This window comes from Microbacterium sp. NPDC076911, from assembly GCF_040687125.1.
In the GTDB taxonomy this organism is placed as follows: domain Bacteria; phylum Actinomycetota; class Actinomycetes; order Actinomycetales; family Microbacteriaceae; genus Microbacterium.
Map to the genome: position 1 here is coordinate 286,346 of NZ_JBFBMP010000001.1, position 18,774 is coordinate 305,119.

Consider the following 18,774-nt stretch of genomic DNA (forward strand, 5'->3'; position numbering starts at 1 on the left):
GTGCCGCGTTCGGCACTAATCGCGGTCTACGACTCGCCCTTTGGCCATTCGATGAGCAGGAGGCCCTGCTTCGTGTCAGAGAGAATGACGATGCCCTCGGTGAACAGATATGTGACGCCGTAGCCATCGACCGGCGCGAAGGCCGTCTCCGGATTCTCGGTGATGTAGACGCCCTCGGGCGCTTCTTCACGCACCCAGCCTTCCTGCACAAGTGCAGCCTGACCTGCCGCGGCGTCTTCGTCACTGATCTGCGCCCAGCCGAACTTCTGCAGTTGGTCGCTCTGTGTGCCGGAATAGTCAGCCCAAATGCACTGCACGCCGTCAGCTACTTCAATGTTGCCGAGATAGAAGGTTTCCGCTTTCGCCGTCCATCCGATGCTCATGAAGTCGTCAACGACGTTCTCGCCGATCATCTCTTCACAGGTGGGAGTGACAAGAACCACGGGTTCCTCGGGTTCCGCGGTGCTGTCCGTGTCAACCACGCCAGCGGTGGGAGTTGCTCCGGAACTGGCTTCAGCGCTCGGGGTACTCTCGGCAACGTCGTCGGCTGAAGCGCAACCTGTGGCGAATATGGCGGTCGTGAGAGAAAGGGCGACGATCGCGCCGAAGCGGGTACGGAACGTGAGCATGGGGCGGTCTCCGGGGGAGGGGATCGTGGTCAAGAACGGTGGAGCAACGTCAGGTAGTCGTCGTGCAGAATCCCGTTGGTGGCAAGTGAGGAACGTTCACTAAGTGAGTCGTTGCCCGCGAACGATGTAAAGCGTCCACCTGCTTCGAGAATGATCGGAACATGCGACGCGATGTCGTACTCCTTCACTCCGAATTCCGCAACAAACTCCAACCGGCCTTCAGCGAGCAACATATAGGGCCACGCGTCGCCATACCCACGATCACGCCACACCGCGGAGGTGAGACGTTCGAGGGCCGGCAACTCATTAGCATCCCGCCACTGCTCGATGCTCTGAAAGCTAACACTCGACTCTGCGAGTGAGTTGATAGGCGAAACTGCTAAGCGCCGGGTGCCGCCGGCGGTTGTGTTGGTCCAAGAGCCCAAGCCAGTTGCGCCCCACCAACGGCGGCCGATGCCCGGTTGACTGACTACGCCCACGCGAGGGATCCCATCTATGGCGAGGGCGATCAACGTTGACCACATCGGGATGCCTTTGAGATAGTTCGCGGTGCCATCGATCGGATCGATGATCCACTGGCGCGCGGAGTCGCCGGTAACGCCGAACTCTTCACCGAAGATGCCATCGTTGGGCCGCTCTGCCTCGATGAGATCGCGGATCACTCGCTCGGTGGCAAGATCAGCTTCCGTGACATGCGTCGCATCGGCTTTCGTGCTGACCTCGAGATCCGGCGAATCGAAGCGGCTCATGGATGCTGAATCGGCCGCATCAGCAATGCGCTGGGCGAGTTCGAGGTCGTCAGTCAGATCGCCGTCAAACGGCTCTGCGAAGCGCGAAGGCGCGGCGGGGGAGGTCACCCTCCAAGATTACTGGCCGTTTGCGGGCTCGATTTCCGTGCCGCCCTATCGTGATGCTAATGTTGACCCTCGGTTCGGAAATTTCGAATCACGCACCTCTAGCTCAATCGGCAGAGCAACTGACTCTTAATCAGTGGGTTCTCGGTTCAAGTCCGAGGGGGTGCACGAAAATAGCCCTTTGACCTCTCGCCAGGTCGCAGGGCTATTTTTGCGCCCGCGCAGATCTCGTAGCCGAGCTGACGCGTTACGACGACACAGTGACTAGTGTGCGCTGCCACCCCGCAGAACCGTCTGGCGCGATCGGGGCGCGTTCCTCGATCTGCAGGTCACCATTCTTGTTCACGGCGCGAACCGATATGTAGTGGGTGCCGGGCTCAGCATCCCAATCCAAATACCACTGCACCCAGGTGTCGCTATTGATCGGCTCGGATGTGGTCGCGCTCTGCCAATCGCCGTCATCGATCTTCACTTCGACCCGCTCGATGCCAACCGTCTGTGCCCACGCCATGCCGGCGATTGCGGTGCGTCCGGCTGTGATCGGAGTGCCGGGGCGCGGTGTGTCGATGCGCGATGAGAACTTGATCGGGGCCTTCGCGCTGTAGCCGCGCGGCGTCCAGTACGCTTCATCGTCTGCGAAAGTCGTCACCTTTAGCTCAGTCAGCCATTTCGTGGCCGATACGTAGCCGTAGAGTCCGGGTACGACCATGCGCACCGGAAAACCGTGTTCGAGGGGCAAGGGTTCACCGTTCATACCCACGGCAAGGATCGCGTCAAGACCATCGTCGGTCAGCGATTCTAAGGGCGTCGAAGCGGTGAATCCATCGACGCTTCTGGAGAGCACCATATCTGCACCGGACTTCACACCGGCCTTTTTCAGCACATCTCGCACCGGGATTCCCAGCCAAATCGCGTTGCCAAGAAGATCCCCGCCCACCTCATTGGACACGCAGGTGAGGGTGATTGCGAACTCATCGAGCCCCATGCCAACCAGATCGTCGAAACTGAGTTGAATCTCTTCGTCGACCATGCCTGTGATAGTGAGGCGCCAACTCGAAGGGTCGATCGATGGCACCGTGAGCGCGGTGTCGACGCGGTAGAAGTCTTCATTCGAGGTGATCAGCGACGAAACGCCTTCGACGTCGAGTTCTGCGCCCGCGGGGATGGAGATGGTGCTCTTCGGAGCGGGAAGTTTCAGAGCTTTGCGGACTGAGTCAATCGACGAGGTAGCCACGTTCGCGACGCGGGCGCCGACACCGACCAGTACGGCTGAAGCTCCTGCGATCGCAGACACAGCGAAGAACGTTCGCCGATCTACGCTCTTACCCGAATCATCTTGAGCGGGGGAGTTGGTTGCGCTCAGGTCGGCCGCAGCCCACCGTCGCAGGCGCATGATCAGAAACCAGAGAAGGAAACAGCTCGCAACAGTGCCAGCGATAGCAGGAATAGCCGAGATTGCAGTCGCGCCAGCCCGCGTCACTATCGCGGCGACAGACAGTATTCCAGCGATCACAAGCGCGATGATGCCAAGCGGCGGCTTGAGAAATTGCAGTATCCCAGCGATCGCCGAAGCGATGAGCACGGCAAGACCGAGGCCCACGAGCAGTGCGATCTTGTCATACTCCCCGAATGTGGTGATCGCGAACTCTTTAAACGGCTGCGGCACGATGTCGATCACGAAGCCACCCACCGCGAGTATCGGACTCCCGTTTCGGTCGGTGATGAGAGCAAGCGCCTCGGCGACGGCGAGGAAAACAGCAGCGCTGATGACTCCCGCCAGTGCACTCCAGAGCCAGAACACGGCACGTGTTGTCGTCTTCGCCATCTCCTGGCCTCCTATCGCCAGGGTCTCCCAGCCTCAGGGATTGTTCGGTTCAAACCGTCAATCGGATTGGATGTCGGCGCGCAGGGCAATGCAGTGCGGAGGTCGCGATTGCATAACAGTGAGCGAACGTGAACTGTGCACCCTTGACCCGAGCGTTGGCCGAACCTAGTATTACCAGTACCTGAATCAGGTTTCAGGTTATTCGCACTTCAATGGTGAAAGGCATGCAAATGAGCGTTTCGAAAAAGTTGCTCCTAGGCTCCGTGGTCGCCACGGCCGCGATCGCTCTGGCGGCCTGCGCGCCACAGGCGACGACCGGTAGCGACACAACCGATGCGGCGGAGGCCTCAGAAGTCACAGTCGGCATCGTTACCAGCGAGAGCGGCGCACTCGCCACCTATGGCACGCAGTACCTTGACGGTTTCAATGCCGGTCTGGACTATGCGACCGACGGCACTGGAATGGTCGGTGACACGACGATCAACGTCGAGTATCGCGACGACGCTGGCGATCCAGACAAAGCTGTCACCGCAGTAAAGGAACTCATTGGTGAGGGTGTGAACATCATCGCCGGCACGGCGTCGAGTGGTGTCGCACTGGCCGTTGCAGAACAAGCCTCGCAGAATGAGGTGTTGTACATTTCGGGCCCTGCGGCAGCCGATGCCATCACCGGCATCAACGAATACACCTTCCGCTCTGGCCGCCAGAGCGCGCAGGATGTGGCGACGGCAGGAACATTCCTCGACGACATCGACGGAAGAACCGTCACCGTCTTCGCGCAAGATAGCGCCTTCGGCCAGGGGAACCTCGCCGCGGTCGAGCAGATCCTCGGTGCGCAAGGCGCGAGCGTCGAGTCAGTGCTCGTCGCAGAAGACGTCACCGAGTTCACTCCGTTCGCCCAGCAGGTGCTCGCCAGCTCGCCCGATCTCGTTTTCGTCGCGTGGGCGGGTGCAACCTCTGGCGCCATGTGGCAGGCCATGAGCCAGCAGGGCGTTCTCGACGAGGTGCCTGTCGTGACCGGTCTTGGCGATCTCGCCACCTTCGGTGCATATGGCGAAGCCTCCGAGCAGATCAGCTTTCTGAATCACTACTTCGCAGGCGCCAATGACAATGAAGTGAACACCGCAATGATCGAAGCGATCGAGGCAGATGGTGGCACTCCAGATCTGTTCAGTCCTGATGGATTCAACGCAGCGATCATGGTCGTGCAAGCGATCGAAGAAGGCCAGGGCGACGTCGACGCGATGATCGCAGCACTCGAAGGCTTTTCGTTTGAAGGTCCCAAGGGCACGATGACGGTGCGAGAAAGCGACCACGCCCTGATCCAGGAGATGTATCAGGTTCGGCTCGTCGCTGATGGTGACGGATACGTCGCCGAGCTGGTCGACACCGCCGCCGCAGACGCTGTTGCGCCTGCTGAAGCCCAGTGATCGGAAGCGCCCTAAGAAGATGAGCACCCCAGTTCCGTCCGAGCCAACTTCGGACAACCCGCCCAGAGGGGCAGCCCTCACTGTCGAGAGACTTGGATTGCAGATCGGCGGTGCGACGATCTTGAAAGATGTCGACCTCGATGTGTCAGCTGGATCGATCGTCGGTGTGATTGGTCCGAACGGCGCCGGCAAAACCACATTTTTCAACGTGGTTTCCGGACTGATGAAGCCGACGGCGGGACGCCTTCTTGTGGATGGCCACGACGTCACGAAGACATCGGTGCCAGCACGAGCGCGGGCGGGACTGGGGCGCACTTTTCAAACATCGAGCAACTTCCCGCGACTGTCAGTGCTCGAGAACGTGCGGCTTGCGGCCCAGGTTTCTCTTGGCGGGTCGACTTCTCTGCTGCGTTTTCCCAAGCGGTCGGATGCTGCGACCGAGCTCGCACTCGACAAGCTTGCGGCGGTAGGTCTTACGCACATGCAGAACGCTGCCGCAGGGGACATTTCGCATGGTGACAAACGCAAGCTTGAAATAGCCGTGTTGCTCGCGACTGACGCCAACCTGGTGCTGCTGGACGAGCCGATGGCCGGAGTTGCCTCAGGAGATGTGAAGGGTTTGGTAGAGAACATTCGCGAGATGCAGCACCAGAAAGGCTGCACGGTGCTGATGGTGGAACACCACATTGACGTGCTGATGGACCTAGTGGACAAGGTCGCGGTCATGTATTTCGGCAGCATCATCGCCTACGACACCCCACAGAACGTGATGGACAACCCCATCGTGCAGAAGGCATATCTGGGGACAGCCGCATGAGCGCCGCATCACCCATCCTGCAAGTGAGCCAGCTGCGATGCTCGATCGGGGGCCAGCAAGTCGTTGAAGATGTCACATTTGACGTTCCTGCAACTGGCATCACGGCGGTGTTGGGCCGCAACGGCGTAGGTAAGACATCCACGTTGCGTGGCATCCTGGGGCTCATACATCGCCGCGGTGAGGTGCTGCTTGCGGGCGAGCGGATCAGCGGACTCGCCACCCATCGCATTGTGCAGCGCGGGGTGGGCTATGTGCCTGAAGACCGTGAGATTTTCTCGAAGCTCACCGTGGCTGAGAACCTTGCTCTCGCGGAGCGCCAGCGTGCACCGCGACGAGAGTTCGTGGCAGAGCTCTTTCCGGATCTTGTCGAACGGCGTGATCAGTTGGCTGGCACGCTTTCTGGAGGTCAGCAGCAGATGGTGTCGGTCGCTCGCGCTCTCCTCAACGACAACCAGCTGCTCCTCGTTGATGAACCAACGAAGGGTTTGGCGCCGATGATTGTCGGCGAAGTCGCCGACGCGCTGTTGGAGGCATCGAAAGTGGTTCCGATTCTACTCGTGGAACAGAATCTCGAGGTAGTTAAGCAATTGGCGGACGGTGCCATTGTGATCGGCGGCGGTCGCGTGGTCCACACCGGCAACGCTCGTGAAATTCTTGCTGACCAAGAGCTCACCCGCCGCTTGCTGGGCGTCCACACGGAGGCCCACGCATGAGCACCCTCATCCTCACCCTCATTACTGGCGTTGGATTGGGCGCACTGTACTTTCTCGTCGCGAGTGGACTGAGTCTTATCTACGGGCTGATGCACGTGCTGAACTTCGCACATGGCGCGTTCCTCACACTGAGCGCATTCGTCGGCTGGATGGTCGCGCAGGCGCTCGGCACCGAATCATGGTGGTCATTTCTCGTCTCAATAGCGGTAGGTGCGGTCGTGGGCGCTATCTTCGCGGCGCTGACCGAACTCGTGCTCATTCGACCGCTCTATGAGCGCCATATCGAACAGGTATTGGTAACGGTCGGATTGTCGTTCGCCGCGGTAGCGCTATTCGAGGGCATCTGGGGAACGGATGCCATTCACATCTCGGGGCCGCCGTGGCTCAAGCAGACCACCGACGTACTCGGGGCTCGCATTCCGAACACCTACTGGGTGCTCATGATCGCGGCAATTCTTGTGCTGCTGGCCCTCGTGATCTTCTTAAAGAAGACGCGCTACGGCATGATCATTCGTGCCGGCGTCGAGAATCGCAGCATGGTGACTGCACTCGGTATCGACGTGCGCAAGTCATTCACTCTCGTGTTCGCCATCGGAGGTGCGGCGGCAGGCATCGGCGGAGTGCTGGCGATGCATTACTCGACGTTTGTGTCTGCGCATCTTGGAGCGACCTTGCTCATCTTCGCCTTCATCGTCACCGTCGTTGGCGGGCTCGGCTCACTCACCGGTGCTGCCGTGGCGTCTGTGCTGGTTGCCGTGTTGCAGCAGTTCGCCAACTTCTATCTCGGGGGAACGGGCGACTTCATCGTCGTTATCTTGCTGGCGGCTGTGCTCCTACTGCGACCGGCCGGACTGCTGGGAAAGAAGGCATGATGATGAACAACGCTCCTTCGCGATCCATTCGCCGTTACGCACCCGTTGCGGTGGGAGTCGGACTGATCGGATTCATGGCATTGCTTCCGATGCTCAACCTGTCGCTTCCGGGAATCTTGCCGACCGCGACCTACTTGCCGGGAACGCTTGCGTTGCTTTCACTATGCATGGTGTTTGCAGCCCTCGCGCTGTCATACAACCTGCTGCTTGGCAGCGGCGGGATGCTGTCGTTTGGCCACGCGCTCTACTTCGGCGCTGGTGCGTATGGCCTGGGCGTCGCCCTTGAGCACTTTGGCGTGCCGCTGTGGCCTGGCATCTTCATCGCGCTCATCGGCGGCATGGTTATCGCTCTCGTCACCGGTGCGGTCTCGATGCGGGTCTCGGGCATTCCCTTCGCAATGGTCACGCTTGCATTCGCGCAGGCGGGGTCGGTGCTCGTGCGTCGCAACTCTCAGATCACCGGCGGCGAAGAAGGACTCAGCCTTAACACCGAATCGGTGCCTGACTTCCTCATTGGTGTCGTCAACACGCGCAACCTCTATTGGTTCACCCTCGCAGTACTCGTCGTGGTGTATCTCGTCACGTTGTGGGTTGATACGTCGCGTTTGGGTCACCTCGCCCGAGCCACTCGAGAGAATGAGCAGCGCGTTCGTGTGCTGGGACTGAACCCCTACCGAGTAAGACTGCTCGTCTTCATCATTGCGGCCGGGCTCGCAAGCCTCGCGGGTGTCGCCTACATGCTGCTCCAGTCAGGCACGGTGCCACGGGCGGTCTCGGCTGACTTCACGATCACCGTTCTCGTGATGGTCGTACTCGGTGGTGTTGGCTTCCGTTGGGGTGCCATTCTTGGAGGCGTGCTCTACACCTTGCTGGATCAGCGTCTCACTGTGCTCGCTGGCTCGGACGCTATCGCTTCTCTGCCAGACGTGCTTCGGGTGCCGCTATCAGAGCCGCTGTTCATTCTGGGTGCGCTGTTCATCTTGGTGGTGATGTTCTTGCCAGGCGGTATCGCGGGAACCATTGACGCAGCAGTGCGACGTCGCAGGGGTGACCGGGTGCGAGACTCCCTGCACCGGCTCGACGACGCCGCGGATGAACTTGAGACATCGGTGCAGGTGCGCTGATGAGCTGGACAGCTGAGATCGACGACGGTGCCCACACGATCGGGAGGTGGCTGATCGATCGCGCCGGGAGGTCACCGAGGCATGCGGCGATCGACGACAGGGGAGTGATCACCGACTACCAGACGCTCGCACGAAGAGCAGGCGATCTCGCAAGCAAGCTTCGAGAAAGTGGATACGGACCCGGCCACAGAATTGCGACCGTATCGGGAAACTCGACTGATCAGGTTGTCGTCTTCTTCGCGTGCGCACTTGCTGGCGTCGCACTGGTGCCGTTGTCGTGGCGCCTCACACCGAGGGAACTCTCAGACGTGATGCGTCGCTCGGTGCCAGCGCTCGTGTTGATCGATGACGAACACGCCGCGCTCGCGAGCGAAGCGTTTCGAGCGCTAGGGGAACAACCTGTCGCCGCAGAACTGGGTACGACTGGGATCGAGCGCGAGGTGCCGGTGGCGTCGCAACCTGTCGAGCATCGGCCGGTTCACGATGATGATCCGTTGCTCGTCATCTTCACGTCAGGCACGGAGTCGTCGCCGAAGGGCGTCGTTCTCACTCACGCGAACTGCTTTTGGAACAACCTCGCGCTTGCGCAGGCGCTGCCGCTTACACAAGACGACGTTGTGCTGGCGGTCCTGCCGCAGTTTCACATCGCTGCATGGAATTGCCAGCCGTTGTTGGCCTGGTGGGTCGGCGCGACCGTCGTTCTCGAGAGATCGTTTCAGCCATCGCGAGCGCTGAGCCTTATCGAGGAGCGGGGCGTCACGGCGATGATGGGGGTACCGACGCTTTACTCGCTGATGGTCACCGATAGCCAATGGGAACACGCGGATGTTTCATCACTTCGATTGGCGTTGGTCGGGGGCTCGACGATGCCCGCCTCCCTGCAGCAGGTGTGGAATGATCGGGGCATTGCGCTCACTCAGGGGTACGGCTTGACCGAGGCCTCGCCGAATGTTCTGCACCTGCCCGCCGCGGAATCGAATGCGCATCGCGGTGCGGTGGGCCGGCCCTATCCGCACGTGACGGTGCGCCTGATCGACGTCGAGTCCGGTCTTACGCTCGACGGCGAGGCGGTGGGCGAATTGTGGGTGCGTGGGCCAAGCATCTTTGCGGGATACCTTGGCGATCCGGATGCGACACAGCGTGCGATGACCGATGGGTGGTTGCGCACGGGGGACCTTGTTGCGCGCGACAGCGAGGGGGTGTATCGCGTGGTCGACCGTCTCAAAGACATCTTCATTTCGGGTGGGGAAAACGTCGCGCCAAGCGAGGTCGAGTATGCGCTCGCGCTGCATCCGCTGATCAAGGAAGCCGCGGTGATTGGCGTCGCCGATGAAGTGTGGGGTGAGCGCGGTGTCGCTTTCGTGGTTCCCGCAGCGGGTGCCACGCTGTCGGCCGACGAGGTGCTAGCTCACGCACGCAGCAACCTCGCCTCATTCAAAGTGCCCGTCCGAGTAGACATAGTGAGTGACCTTCCTCGTACGGCCATCGAGAAGCTTGCGCGTTCTCGTCTGCGCGATGCTGCAAAAGAACTGAGTGAGAAGGCACAGTCATGACCACGTTCAGTGAGCTAGCAGACGAGACGAGCGAGCTGGTCTCGTCAGTCACGGGTCGACCATTGACCAAACGGGGCGAAGCGACCCGCAGAAAGCTCCTCGAAGCAGCTGAGGAAGTCTTTGCTGACCAGGGGTATCACGAGGCATCCATCGTGAAGATCACTGACCGTGCCGGAATTGGACTTGGTACCTTCTACCTCTATTTCGATAGCAAGCAGACCATCTTCGAGGCCCTTGTCATCGACCTCAACAGACGCGTGCGCAAGGCCATGTCTGACGCGATGGTCGACGCCCACAGCCGGCTTGAGGCTGAGCGGGCGGGTTTCGCTGGCTTCTTTCGTTTCACGGCAGAGCACCCGGCGCTTTACCGGGTCGTTCGCGAAGCGGAGTTCGTTTCACCTGCGGTGCTCCGTCTTCACTACACCCGCATCGTTGAAGGCTATGAAGAAGGTCTGCGCGCTGCCCAACTCACCGGCGATGTTGATCGTCAGCTCGATCCGGAGACAACAGCCTGGGCACTGATGGGCATGGGCGAACTGATCGGCATGCGCTTCTTGCTGTGGGAGACAGACGAGCAGGGCCGACCGCCAGCGACTCTTGCCCCGAGAGTCTTCGATGGTATGGCCCGATTCATCGACAATGCTCTGGCACCTCGACACGAGAACGAAGGAAGTCATTCATGACCGACCAAGACCTGCGCGGCCGCCGCGCCCTTGTGACCGGGGGAGCGAGTGGGATCGGGCTTGCGTGTGCACACGGGTTCGCCGCGCGTGGCGCGCATGTGATCATTGCGGATCGCGACGCCGATGCAGCGGCCGTGGCGGCGCGGGCAGTCAACGGCGAAGCGTGGGTTATTGATCTTTCAGACACGGCGCAGGTGCAGGATGCCTCCGTCGACGTGGACATCCTCGTCAACAACGCTGGTATTCAGCGCGTGAGCCCCCTTGTCGATTTTGATCCTGACGCGTTTCGCCTCATGCAGCGGCTCATGGTGGAGTCACCGTTCCTGCTGATCCGCGCAGCACTGCCGAGAATGTATGAGCGCGGTTGGGGACGCGTAGTCAATATCTCAAGTGTGCACGGCTTGCGCGCGAGCGCGTTCAAGTCGGCATACGTGGTGGCCAAACATGCGCTCGAAGGACTCTCGAAAGTGACCGCGTTGGAAGGCGCCTCTCACGGAGTGACGAGCAACTGCGTGAATCCCGCCTACGTGCGTACACCGCTGGTCGAAAAGCAGATCGCTGACCAGGCCATGGTTCATGGCATCGACGAGAGCGAGGTCGTTGAGAAGATCATGCTGACCGAGATGGCCGTGAAGCGGCTCGTCGAAGTAGAGGAAGTCGCTTCGCTGGTGGGCTGGTTGGCATCGGACCAGGCCGGTATGGTTACTGGCTCTTCCTACGCCATGGACGGTGGGTGGACGGCACGATGAGCAGTCACAATTACCGCACGGTCGATGTCGATGTCGAAGGCGGCAAACTCCGCGTCGCAGTGTGGGAACCGCTCGACAGCGAAGAACTCGCCAGAGCACCACTCGGCGGCGATTCGCGGGTGAGCGATGTCGTCCTTATCCATGGGGTGACAGCGTCACACCTTGCGTGGCCATTCGTGGTGGATCTGTTGCCTGGAGTGCGTGTTATCGCTCCCGACCTCCGCGGTAGGGGAGCGAGCAACTCTCTGATCGGTGATGCCGGGATGAAAGCACACGCGAATGATCTGAAGGCGACGCTCGATGCTCTGCACGTCGAGCAGGCTCTCGTCGTCGGGCACTCGATGGGTGGTTTCGTCGCTGTGACGTTTGCTCATCTGCATCCCGAGCGCGTCTCTCGGCTTGTTCTCGTCGACGGCGGTTTGCCCCTCGACGTTCCTGCTGGGATGGACGCAGACGAAATGGTTGCGGCGATTCTCGGGCCGACAGCAGCACGGTTGTCAATGCGGTTCGCGAGTACGGGCGAATACCTCGACTTCTGGCGCCAACACCCCGCCTTTGCTGATTCTTGGACCCCTGAACTTGAGGCGTACCTTGCATACGACCTTGTCGCGGCTGGTGACGGCAGTCTGCGTCCGGCCACAAGCTATGAGACGACGGCAGATGACACCGTCGACATGAACACCGGCAAGGCACTGTCAGAGGCGATCGTGCAACTGGCCCATCCAACCCGTCTGCTCACCGTGCCGTTGGGACTGCAGAACGAGCCCCCCGGTCTCTATGCGCCAGAGCATCTCGCGCGTGTGTTGCAGGAGCTGCCAGCGGTAGATCATGAGCGGCTGACCGAGTTCAACCATTACACGATTGTGATGTCTCCGAGTGGCGCCGCCCGCGTCGCTGCGGTCGTGCAGCAGGAACTTTCAATGCAGGTGGATACCGCGCATTAGCCAGCCCAGCGGGGCGGTGGGGTCAGCGTGGCGCGGCGGCTATTCGGGTCGATAGTTGGTGGGCGTGCGCGAGCAGAGTGCGCCCAAGTTCGGCGATTCGCTCAGGACCGAAGCGGAACTCGACGCCGGTCAGGCTGAGGGCCCATTGCGGATGCCCGGCAGCGGTGAACACTGCCGCCCCCATACCCCAACTGCCCTCGACGATCAGCCCTGGGTTCACCGCGTAACCGCGCGCCTTCGTCTCTCTGACGCGCGCGAGCAGTCGCTTCTCACTGTGCGAAGCTCCCCATTGAGCGGGTAATTCTGGGTGACGCTCAAGGTATGCGTCCACATCGTGGCTAGGCAAGAACGACAATATGGCCAGACCCGCCGAAGCCACCCCGAGAGGAAACCGTACGCCCTCAGACAGGACGAAGGAGCGGATGGGAAAGCTCCCTTCTTCGCGTAGTAGACAGACGGTTTCGTCGCCACGCCGCACAGATAAGAACGCGCTCTCTTCGGTGCGAACAGCGAGCGAACGCACAATGTCGCGCGCACTGGCGGTGATGTCATACCGCGCCGCGGCGACGGTGCCCATCAAATACAGTTCTGGACCTGGTATCCACCGGCCCGACTGTTCATCTTGATCAACGAGGCCTTCCTGGCGCAACGCGGCAAGGAGACGATGGGTGGTCGGGCGAGTCAGCGCTGAACGATGCGAGATGTCCACCAAGCTCAGCCCTTCGGTGCCTGCGGAAGTGACGATTCGAAGCAGCTGAGCTGCGCGAGCCACGGACTGTGCGCCGGGTACGGGTGTCGTTCCAAATGACTTTGAGTCCATAATATGGACACTATTCGTTGAATACTCCACATGGCAACACATTGTGCGAGCGATCGTCAATGTGCGCGCGAAGATCGGATTAGCACGACACAAAGGAGTCATCGCGTGATCGACAAGACATGGGCGTCTGCCGAGCTGGCCGTCGCCGACATATCGCACGGAGCATCGCTAGCCGTGGGCGGGTTTGGGCTTTCGGGCAACCCGATCGCGCTCATCACCGCATTGCTCGTCCAAGGCACGGGTGGCCTCAGCGTCGTCAGCAATAACTGCGGCGTCGATGATTGGGGGCTAGGTGTGTTGTTGAACGCTGGACGCATCAGCAAGATGACTTCGTCTTACGTTGGCGAAAACAAGGAGTTCGAGCGGCAGTTTCTCTCGGGGGAGCTTGAGCTTGAACTCACGCCGCAAGGCACCCTGGCGGAGAAGCTTCGCGCTGGGGGCTCGGGGATCGCCGCTTTCTTCACCCAGACGGGCGTGGGCACCCAGGTCGCTGAAGGAGGGCTGCCCCGCCGTTATGACGGTGCCGGCGGCATCGCAGAAGCGTCGCCGGCAAAGGATGTGCGCACGTTCGAGATGGGCGGCGTGAACGGCGAGTACGTGCTGGAGGAAGCGATCGTCACGGACTTTGCCCTGGTTCATGCGCTGAAAGGCGACCGCCACGGCAACCTGGTATTCAACAAAGCCGCAAGAAACTTCAACCCGCTTGCCGCGATGGCTGGGCGCGTGTGTATCGCGCAGGTAGAGGAGCTCGTAGAGCCGGGGGAATTGGACCCCGACTCGATTCATCTGCCGGGCATCTACGTGCACCGCATCGTCGAGGTCGGCACTGATATCGAGAAGCGAATCGAGCGCCGCACTGTGGCTGCGTCGACGGGAGACAACTGACATGGCACTCACTCGACACGAAATGGCCGCGCGTGCAGCGGCGGAACTTGCCGATGGATCGTACGTGAATCTCGGCATCGGAATTCCTACGCTCGTGCCCAGCAATCTTCCTGAGGGTGTCTCCGTGGTGTTGCAGTCGGAGAACGGCATATTGGGCGTTGGCGCCTATCCCGCAGAGGCTCACGTCGATCCAGACCTCATCAATGCCGGCAAAGAGACTGTCACCGTGCAACCGGGGTCGTCATTCTTCGATTCGGCGACAAGTTTCGGCATGATCCGCGGCGGCAAGATCGATGCGGCAATCCTCGGCGCCATGCAGGTGTCAGCATCGGGCGATCTCGCCAACTGGATGATTCCGGGAAAGATGGTTAAGGGCCCTGGGGGAGCGATGGACCTTGTTCACGGCGCGGCCCGTGTGATCGTGCTGATGGAACATGTTGCGCGCGACGGATCAGCCAAGATTGTCGATCATTGCTCGCTGCCCCTGACCGGTCGTGCGGTGGTCGACCGCATAATTACCGACCTCGCAGTGATCGATGTGACAGACAATGGGCTTGTGCTCGTCGAGGTCGCGCCGGGCGTCAGCGTCGCTGACGTGCTCGCGGCCACCGAGCCTCATCTCACCATCGCCGATGAATTGAAAGTGTGAACAATGACTAACAACGACATCGTGATTATCGCAGCGGCGCGCACGCCGCAAGGTCGCCTCAAAGGTCAGTTCGGTTCGCTCACCGCGGTGCAACTGGGCAGCACCGCCATTCGAGGTGCGCTGGCCCAGGCGTCTGTTCCGACTGATGCCGTCGACGCTGTGCTGGTCGGTCAGGTGCTCGCGGCTGGCGCGGGCCAGAATCCGGCTCGGCAGGCTGCGGTCGGTGCGGGCATCCCGTGGAACGTTCACGCCTCCTCGGTGAACAAGGTGTGTCTGTCGGGCCTGACGGCGATTATCGATGGTGCACGAATGATTGCGACGGGCGATGCCACCGTCGTCGTCGCAGCCGGGATGGAATCGATGACCAGGGCACCTCATCTGCTCATGGGCTCTCGCGATGGCTGGGCATACGGTTCCATTGAAGCCCTCGATCACATGGCCTTCGACGGACTCACCGACGCCTACGACAACGAGAGCATGGGCGCCTCCACCGAGCGCCACAACGTGCGACTGGAGATGACCCGTGAGGCCCAGGATGCGGTGGCGGCCCGATCGCACCAACGAGCGGCCGCGGCGCAGGCAGAGGGCCGATTCGAGGCGGAGATCGTTCCGGTAGAAGTGCCGCAGCGCAAGGGCGATCCCATTTCCGTTGTCACTGACGAAGGCATCCGGCCCGGAACGACCGTCGAGACGCTCGCGGGCTTGCGAGCGGCATTCGCCGAGGGGGGATCGATCACTGCTGGCAACTCCTCGCCAATCTCGGACGGCGCGTCGGCGGTGGTGCTGACGACGCGTGCCCATGCCGCAGAGAATGGTTGGACGGTGCTGGCTGTCGTCGGTGAATCAGGCCAAGTCGCCGGACCAGACAACTCGCTCCAGTCCCAGCCTGCCCGCGCCATCGAGAAGGCGTGCGAGAAACAGGGGATTGCGCCGCGCCACCTTGACATTGTCGAGATCAACGAGGCCTTCGGCGCCGTGGTCGCGCAATCGCAACGGGAACTTTCGCTGAGCGACGAGGTTGTCAACCCCGACGGCGGAGGCATTGCCCTGGGCCATCCGATCGGCGCGTCGGGCAACCGACTCGTCGTGCACGCCGTGCACGAATTGGTGCGCCGCGGCGGCGGTACGGCGGCGGTCGCGCTGTGCGGCGGCGGCGGCCAGGGCGATGCGCTGATTCTCACTCGCTAGGGCGGACACTTACGCGGTAGCTCTACACGCGCTAGCGTCAGCACTATGACCACGATCGCCGCGCTGACCTCCGCTGACTTCGACGAGTGGAATCCGCTGTGGCAGGGCTATTTGACGTTCTACAAGTCTGAGATAGCTCGTGACGTTACCGAAGCGACTTTCGTGCGCATGGTTGCGGATCAAGAACTGCACGGAGCGATCGCGCGTGACGATCAGGGTCTGGCCATTGGATTCGTGCATTGGCTGACGCACGCGGGAACGTGGACGACGGCGACGTACTGCTATCTCGAAGACCTGTTCGTTAGTCCTCACTCACGTGGCGGGGGAACGGGCCGCCAGTTGATCGAGCACGTTTGTGCGTGGGCGGCGGCCGCAGGCTCTGAGAAGGTCTATTGGCTCACTGCGCATGACAACGGGAGCGCGCGGCACCTATACGACAAAGTTGCCGAGCACACGGGCTTCGTGCACTACGAGATGCTCGTCTGAGAAGTCAGCGGTTCAGATTCTGGTAGGCGAGCTTGGATTCTTTGCCGTGCACCGGGGAATCGACCGGCGCGATCTTGCCCTTCTCGGCGCGACGGGTATCAACGATGGCGCCGACGACGAGAGCCACCGTAATGGCCCAACTTGCCCAGGCGAGTGCCTGGCGCCAGGTAAACGGGTCACCATCGCGAAGGCTACGCAGGAGCGTGAGCCCGCCGGTGAGAGCGGAAAGGAGACCAGTTCCGAAGACATACGAGCGCATGCCTACACGCTACCCGTCTCGTAGGCAATGCGGCACCTGCGACTGTTAGCCTGACTGCATACTGCCGACCCGGGAGGGCCTGTGTCACAAGCCGAATTTGTTGTTGTTGCAAACCGACTGCCCGTAGATCGCGTGGTGGATGCTGATGGCGAATTGTCGTGGCGTCGTTCACCGGGCGGTCTCGTCACCGCGCTCGAGCCTGTCATGAAGAAGGAAGACGGCGCATGGGTGGGCTGGGCCGGGGGCGCTGACCTCGAGGTGGAGCCGTTCGAGTTTGATGGAACTCTTCTTGTTCCGGTCAAGCTCAGCGCGGAAGAGATCGAGCTTTACTACGAAGGCATGTCGAACGACACGTTCTGGCCGCTGTACCACGATGTCATCGCGGCGCCGAGGTACCGCCGCATCTGGTGGGACTCCTACGTGCGCGTTAACAAGCGTTTTGCTGCAGCGGCTGCTGAAGCTGCCGCCCCTGGCGGCACGGTGTGGGTGCAGGACTATCAGTTGCAGCTGGTCCCCAAGATGCTTCGCGAAGCTCGCCCAGATCTGACCATCGGCTACTTTCACCACATTCCGTTTCCCGCATACGGTCTCTACTCGCAGCTGCCCTGGCGCAAACAGGTGCTTGAGGGATTGCTTGGTGCCGATGTCATTGGCTTTCAGCGCGTCGCAGACGCCGGAAACTTCGCTCGCGCCGTGCGGCGGCTGTTCCACTACACGACCAAAGCAACAGGCATCACGGTTCCGCTTGAAAACGGCACCACTCGCAACGCACTCGCAAAAGCGTTTCCAATCTCGATTGATGCATCTTCGTACGTTGAGCTCGCAAAAGACCCGAAGGTGCAGGCAAGGGCAGCTGAGATCCGTCAAGAGCTCGGCAACCCCCGCAAGATTTTGCTTGGCGTGGACCGCCTCGACTACACCAAGGGCATCCGCCACCGACTCAAGGCCTTTGGCGAACTACTCGAAGACGGCCACGTGGGCGTTGAAGATGTGACGCTTGTGCAAGTGGCAAGCCCCAGTCGCGAGCGCGTCGAGGCGTACATGCAGCTGCGCGACGAAATCGAGCTCGCGGTGGGTCGCGTAAACGGTGACTTCGATACGACCGGCCACACGGCGATTCGCTATCTGCACAATTCCTACCCCCGCGAAGAGATGGTCGCGCTCTTCCTTGCTGCCGACGTCATGCTCGTCACGGCGTTGCGTGACGGCATGAACCTGGTGGCGAAAGAATACGTCGCGGCCCGCATTGATAACCGGGGCACACTCGTGTTGAGCGAGTTCGCAGGCGCGGCCGATGAACTGGCAAGCGCGGTGCGTATCAACCCGCACGACATCGACGGTATGAAGGACGCAATTATGAGGGCAATCCAGATGCCACCAGCAGAACAGGGCAAGCGGATGCGTGCTCTTCGGAAAAAGGTTCTTGACAGCGATGTCGCCAAGTGGTCCGAGTCGTTCCTCACCGCGCTCGCTGACGCCCGCACTGTGAAGGCTGCGCGGGTGGCACGCCGATGAGCAACTATCTCGCCCCAGTGCGCAAGCTCGCCACGACGGATCGGCTGCTAGTCGCCCTCGACTTCGATGGCACCCTTTCTCCCCTCGTTGACGAGCCGATGCAGGCACGCATGTTTCCTGCCGCCCGCGCAGCTGTGAATGCGTTGATCGATGCGCCGGAGACGATTGTTGCGCTGGTTTCTGGCCGAAGCTTGGTAGATCTTCGCGTGATCGCTGAGCACGATGATGCGTCGCAGATCTTGTTGGCTGGTTCGCATGGCGCCGAATTCTGGTACCCGGGAACGGGGTTGGTTTCTCATGGCGACCACGCTGACGACGCCAGGCTGCGCGACGAACTGCGCGCACACGCCGAAGCGGCGACCTCCGATATCGACGGAGTCTGGGTTGAGCCCAAGACCTTCGGATTCGGTTTGCACACTCGCCTGGTAGACCCAGCCGTTGCTCCCGATGTGCAGCGGAGAGTCGATGAACTCGTCGCTGCGGAGGCCCCGCACTGGCGCCGACGCACGGGGCACAACATCACCGAGTATGCGTTCAGGCACGAAGGCAAAGACACCGCCATCGCCGAACTGCGCGAGCACGTGGGGGCCACTGCAGTGCTGTTTGCTGGTGATGATGTGACCGACGAAGATGCCCTCAAGACCATGGGGGAGGGGGATCTGGGAATCCGGGTTGGCGCGCCCCCTACGGCCGCCACCGTCTGTGTCGCCGACATTGCCGAGTTGTCCACACTGTTGACGGTGTTGAATACCGAACGCAGCGCCGCACGGGAATAGACT

General features: G+C 61.1%; 20 protein-coding genes and 1 tRNA gene. 16 read left to right on the forward strand and 5 right to left on the reverse strand.

The window, feature by feature from the left end; all coding sequences use genetic code 11:
• Positions 1 to 26: 26 nt before the first annotated feature.
• Positions 27 to 629, reverse strand: coding sequence for a hypothetical protein (locus AB0O81_RS01355; RefSeq protein ID WP_363580448.1), 603 nt, complete (start codon positions 627 to 629; stop codon positions 27 to 29).
• A gap of 29 nt (positions 630 to 658) precedes the next feature.
• Positions 659 to 1,486 (reverse strand): inositol monophosphatase family protein, encoded by an 828-nt coding sequence (locus tag AB0O81_RS01360; RefSeq protein ID WP_363580450.1) that lies wholly within the window; start codon positions 1,484 to 1,486, stop codon positions 659 to 661.
• Between the two features lie 92 nt (positions 1,487 to 1,578).
• On the opposite strand from AB0O81_RS01360, the gene AB0O81_RS01365 reads away from it, so the two are divergent.
• Positions 1,579 to 1,651 (forward strand) — tRNA-Lys (locus AB0O81_RS01365).
• Between the two features lie 79 nt (positions 1,652 to 1,730).
• Here the strand turns inward: AB0O81_RS01365 and AB0O81_RS01370 are convergent.
• A complete protein-coding gene (locus AB0O81_RS01370; protein WP_363580452.1) occupies positions 1,731 to 3,308 on the reverse strand; it encodes a molybdopterin-dependent oxidoreductase in 1,578 nt (525 codons plus the stop codon).
• A 230-nt stretch (positions 3,309 to 3,538) separates the two neighbouring features.
• Here AB0O81_RS01370 and AB0O81_RS01375 point away from each other — a divergent pair, with 230 nt between their 5' ends.
• The 9 genes from AB0O81_RS01375 to AB0O81_RS01415 are packed head-to-tail and all read left to right on the forward strand — an operon-like array spanning position 3,539 to position 12,193.
• Entirely contained in the window at positions 3,539 to 4,738 is a 1,200-nt protein-coding gene (locus AB0O81_RS01375) for a substrate-binding domain-containing protein (protein ID WP_363580454.1), read from the forward strand.
• Positions 4,739 to 4,757: 19 nt separating this feature from the next.
• A complete protein-coding gene (locus AB0O81_RS01380; RefSeq protein ID WP_363580456.1) occupies positions 4,758 to 5,555 on the forward strand; it encodes an ABC transporter ATP-binding protein in 798 nt (265 codons plus the stop codon).
• Positions 5,552 to 6,268 (forward strand): ABC transporter ATP-binding protein, encoded by a 717-nt coding sequence (locus tag AB0O81_RS01385; RefSeq protein ID WP_363580458.1) that lies wholly within the window; start codon positions 5,552 to 5,554, stop codon positions 6,266 to 6,268. The genes AB0O81_RS01380 and AB0O81_RS01385 overlap by 4 nt, the downstream gene beginning before the upstream one ends.
• Entirely contained in the window at positions 6,265 to 7,140 is an 876-nt protein-coding gene (locus tag AB0O81_RS01390) for a branched-chain amino acid ABC transporter permease (protein WP_363580459.1), read from the forward strand. Before AB0O81_RS01385 ends, AB0O81_RS01390 begins: the two co-directional genes overlap by 4 nt.
• A complete protein-coding gene (locus AB0O81_RS01395) occupies positions 7,140 to 8,264 on the forward strand; it encodes a branched-chain amino acid ABC transporter permease (RefSeq protein WP_363580879.1) in 1,125 nt (374 codons plus the stop codon). The genes AB0O81_RS01390 and AB0O81_RS01395 overlap by 1 nt, the downstream gene beginning before the upstream one ends.
• A complete protein-coding gene (locus AB0O81_RS01400) occupies positions 8,264 to 9,817 on the forward strand; it encodes an AMP-binding protein (protein ID WP_363580461.1) in 1,554 nt (517 codons plus the stop codon). Before AB0O81_RS01395 ends, AB0O81_RS01400 begins: the two co-directional genes overlap by 1 nt.
• A complete protein-coding gene (locus AB0O81_RS01405; RefSeq protein WP_363580462.1) occupies positions 9,814 to 10,500 on the forward strand; it encodes a TetR/AcrR family transcriptional regulator in 687 nt (228 codons plus the stop codon). Before AB0O81_RS01400 ends, AB0O81_RS01405 begins: the two co-directional genes overlap by 4 nt.
• A complete protein-coding gene (locus AB0O81_RS01410; RefSeq protein ID WP_363580464.1) occupies positions 10,497 to 11,249 on the forward strand; it encodes a 3-hydroxybutyrate dehydrogenase in 753 nt (250 codons plus the stop codon). The genes AB0O81_RS01405 and AB0O81_RS01410 overlap by 4 nt, the downstream gene beginning before the upstream one ends.
• Positions 11,246 to 12,193: an alpha/beta fold hydrolase gene (locus AB0O81_RS01415; protein ID WP_363580466.1), complete on the forward strand. Its 948-nt coding sequence runs from the start codon at positions 11,246 to 11,248 to the stop codon at positions 12,191 to 12,193. Before AB0O81_RS01410 ends, AB0O81_RS01415 begins: the two co-directional genes overlap by 4 nt.
• 22 nt (positions 12,194 to 12,215) lie before the next feature.
• Here the strand turns inward: AB0O81_RS01415 and AB0O81_RS01420 are convergent, their stop codons facing one another.
• On the reverse strand, positions 12,216 to 13,013 hold the full coding sequence (locus tag AB0O81_RS01420; protein ID WP_363580468.1) for an IclR family transcriptional regulator: 798 nt from the start codon (positions 13,011 to 13,013) through the stop codon (positions 12,216 to 12,218).
• 105 nt (positions 13,014 to 13,118) lie between these two features.
• Between AB0O81_RS01420 and AB0O81_RS01425 the strand changes: the two genes are divergently transcribed.
• The 4 genes from AB0O81_RS01425 to AB0O81_RS01440 are packed head-to-tail and all read left to right on the forward strand — an operon-like array spanning position 13,119 to position 16,221.
• Complete coding sequence (locus AB0O81_RS01425; RefSeq protein WP_363580470.1) at positions 13,119 to 13,898, forward strand: CoA transferase subunit A; 780 nt, start codon at positions 13,119 to 13,121, stop codon at positions 13,896 to 13,898.
• Between the two features lies 1 nt (position 13,899).
• Positions 13,900 to 14,547: a 3-oxoacid CoA-transferase subunit B gene (locus tag AB0O81_RS01430; RefSeq protein WP_363580472.1), complete on the forward strand. Its 648-nt coding sequence runs from the start codon at positions 13,900 to 13,902 to the stop codon at positions 14,545 to 14,547.
• A 3-nt stretch (positions 14,548 to 14,550) separates the two neighbouring features.
• On the forward strand, positions 14,551 to 15,735 hold the full coding sequence (locus tag AB0O81_RS01435; RefSeq protein WP_363580474.1) for an acetyl-CoA C-acetyltransferase: 1,185 nt from the start codon (positions 14,551 to 14,553) through the stop codon (positions 15,733 to 15,735).
• Between the two features lie 45 nt (positions 15,736 to 15,780).
• Complete coding sequence (locus tag AB0O81_RS01440) at positions 15,781 to 16,221, forward strand: GNAT family N-acetyltransferase (protein WP_363580476.1); 441 nt, start codon at positions 15,781 to 15,783, stop codon at positions 16,219 to 16,221.
• A 4-nt stretch (positions 16,222 to 16,225) separates the two neighbouring features.
• Here the strand turns inward: AB0O81_RS01440 and AB0O81_RS01445 are convergent, their stop codons facing one another.
• Entirely contained in the window at positions 16,226 to 16,480 is a 255-nt protein-coding gene (locus tag AB0O81_RS01445) for a hypothetical protein (protein WP_363580478.1), read from the reverse strand.
• An 81-nt stretch (positions 16,481 to 16,561) separates the two neighbouring features.
• Here AB0O81_RS01445 and AB0O81_RS01450 point away from each other — a divergent pair, with 81 nt between their 5' ends.
• Together AB0O81_RS01450 and otsB are read left to right on the forward strand one after the other, a co-directional pair.
• Entirely contained in the window at positions 16,562 to 17,995 is a 1,434-nt protein-coding gene (locus AB0O81_RS01450) for a trehalose-6-phosphate synthase (RefSeq protein WP_363580480.1), read from the forward strand.
• Positions 17,992 to 18,771 (forward strand): trehalose-phosphatase, encoded by a 780-nt coding sequence (gene otsB, locus AB0O81_RS01455; protein ID WP_363580482.1) that lies wholly within the window; start codon positions 17,992 to 17,994, stop codon positions 18,769 to 18,771. Before AB0O81_RS01450 ends, otsB begins: the two co-directional genes overlap by 4 nt.
• Positions 18,772 to 18,774 lie beyond the last annotated feature (3 nt).

Bases quoted from the DNA above. Each gene is read 5' to 3' on its own strand.
- AB0O81_RS01355 (WP_363580448.1), bottom strand. From the start codon at position 629: ATGCTCACGTTCCGTACCCGCTTCGGCGCGATCGTCGCCCTTTCTCTC.
- AB0O81_RS01370 (WP_363580452.1), bottom strand. From the start codon at position 3,308: ATGGCGAAGACGACAACACGTGCCGTGTTCTGGCTCTGGAGTGCACTG.
- AB0O81_RS01375 (WP_363580454.1), top strand. From the start codon at position 3,539: ATGAGCGTTTCGAAAAAGTTGCTCCTAGGCTCCGTGGTCGCCACGGCC.
- AB0O81_RS01380 (WP_363580456.1), top strand. From the start codon at position 4,758: ATGAGCACCCCAGTTCCGTCCGAGCCAACTTCGGACAACCCGCCCAGA.
- AB0O81_RS01385 (WP_363580458.1), top strand. From the start codon at position 5,552: ATGAGCGCCGCATCACCCATCCTGCAAGTGAGCCAGCTGCGATGCTCG.
- AB0O81_RS01390 (WP_363580459.1), top strand. From the start codon at position 6,265: ATGAGCACCCTCATCCTCACCCTCATTACTGGCGTTGGATTGGGCGCA.
- AB0O81_RS01395 (WP_363580879.1), top strand. From the start codon at position 7,140: ATGATGAACAACGCTCCTTCGCGATCCATTCGCCGTTACGCACCCGTT.
- AB0O81_RS01400 (WP_363580461.1), top strand. From the start codon at position 8,264: ATGAGCTGGACAGCTGAGATCGACGACGGTGCCCACACGATCGGGAGG.
- AB0O81_RS01405 (WP_363580462.1), top strand. From the start codon at position 9,814: ATGACCACGTTCAGTGAGCTAGCAGACGAGACGAGCGAGCTGGTCTCG.
- AB0O81_RS01410 (WP_363580464.1), top strand. From the start codon at position 10,497: ATGACCGACCAAGACCTGCGCGGCCGCCGCGCCCTTGTGACCGGGGGA.
- AB0O81_RS01415 (WP_363580466.1), top strand. From the start codon at position 11,246: ATGAGCAGTCACAATTACCGCACGGTCGATGTCGATGTCGAAGGCGGC.
- AB0O81_RS01420 (WP_363580468.1), bottom strand. From the start codon at position 13,013: ATGGACTCAAAGTCATTTGGAACGACACCCGTACCCGGCGCACAGTCC.
- AB0O81_RS01430 (WP_363580472.1), top strand. From the start codon at position 13,900: ATGGCACTCACTCGACACGAAATGGCCGCGCGTGCAGCGGCGGAACTT.
- AB0O81_RS01435 (WP_363580474.1), top strand. From the start codon at position 14,551: ATGACTAACAACGACATCGTGATTATCGCAGCGGCGCGCACGCCGCAA.
- AB0O81_RS01440 (WP_363580476.1), top strand. From the start codon at position 15,781: ATGACCACGATCGCCGCGCTGACCTCCGCTGACTTCGACGAGTGGAAT.
- AB0O81_RS01445 (WP_363580478.1), bottom strand. From the start codon at position 16,480: ATGCGCTCGTATGTCTTCGGAACTGGTCTCCTTTCCGCTCTCACCGGC.
- otsB (WP_363580482.1), top strand. From the start codon at position 17,992: ATGAGCAACTATCTCGCCCCAGTGCGCAAGCTCGCCACGACGGATCGG.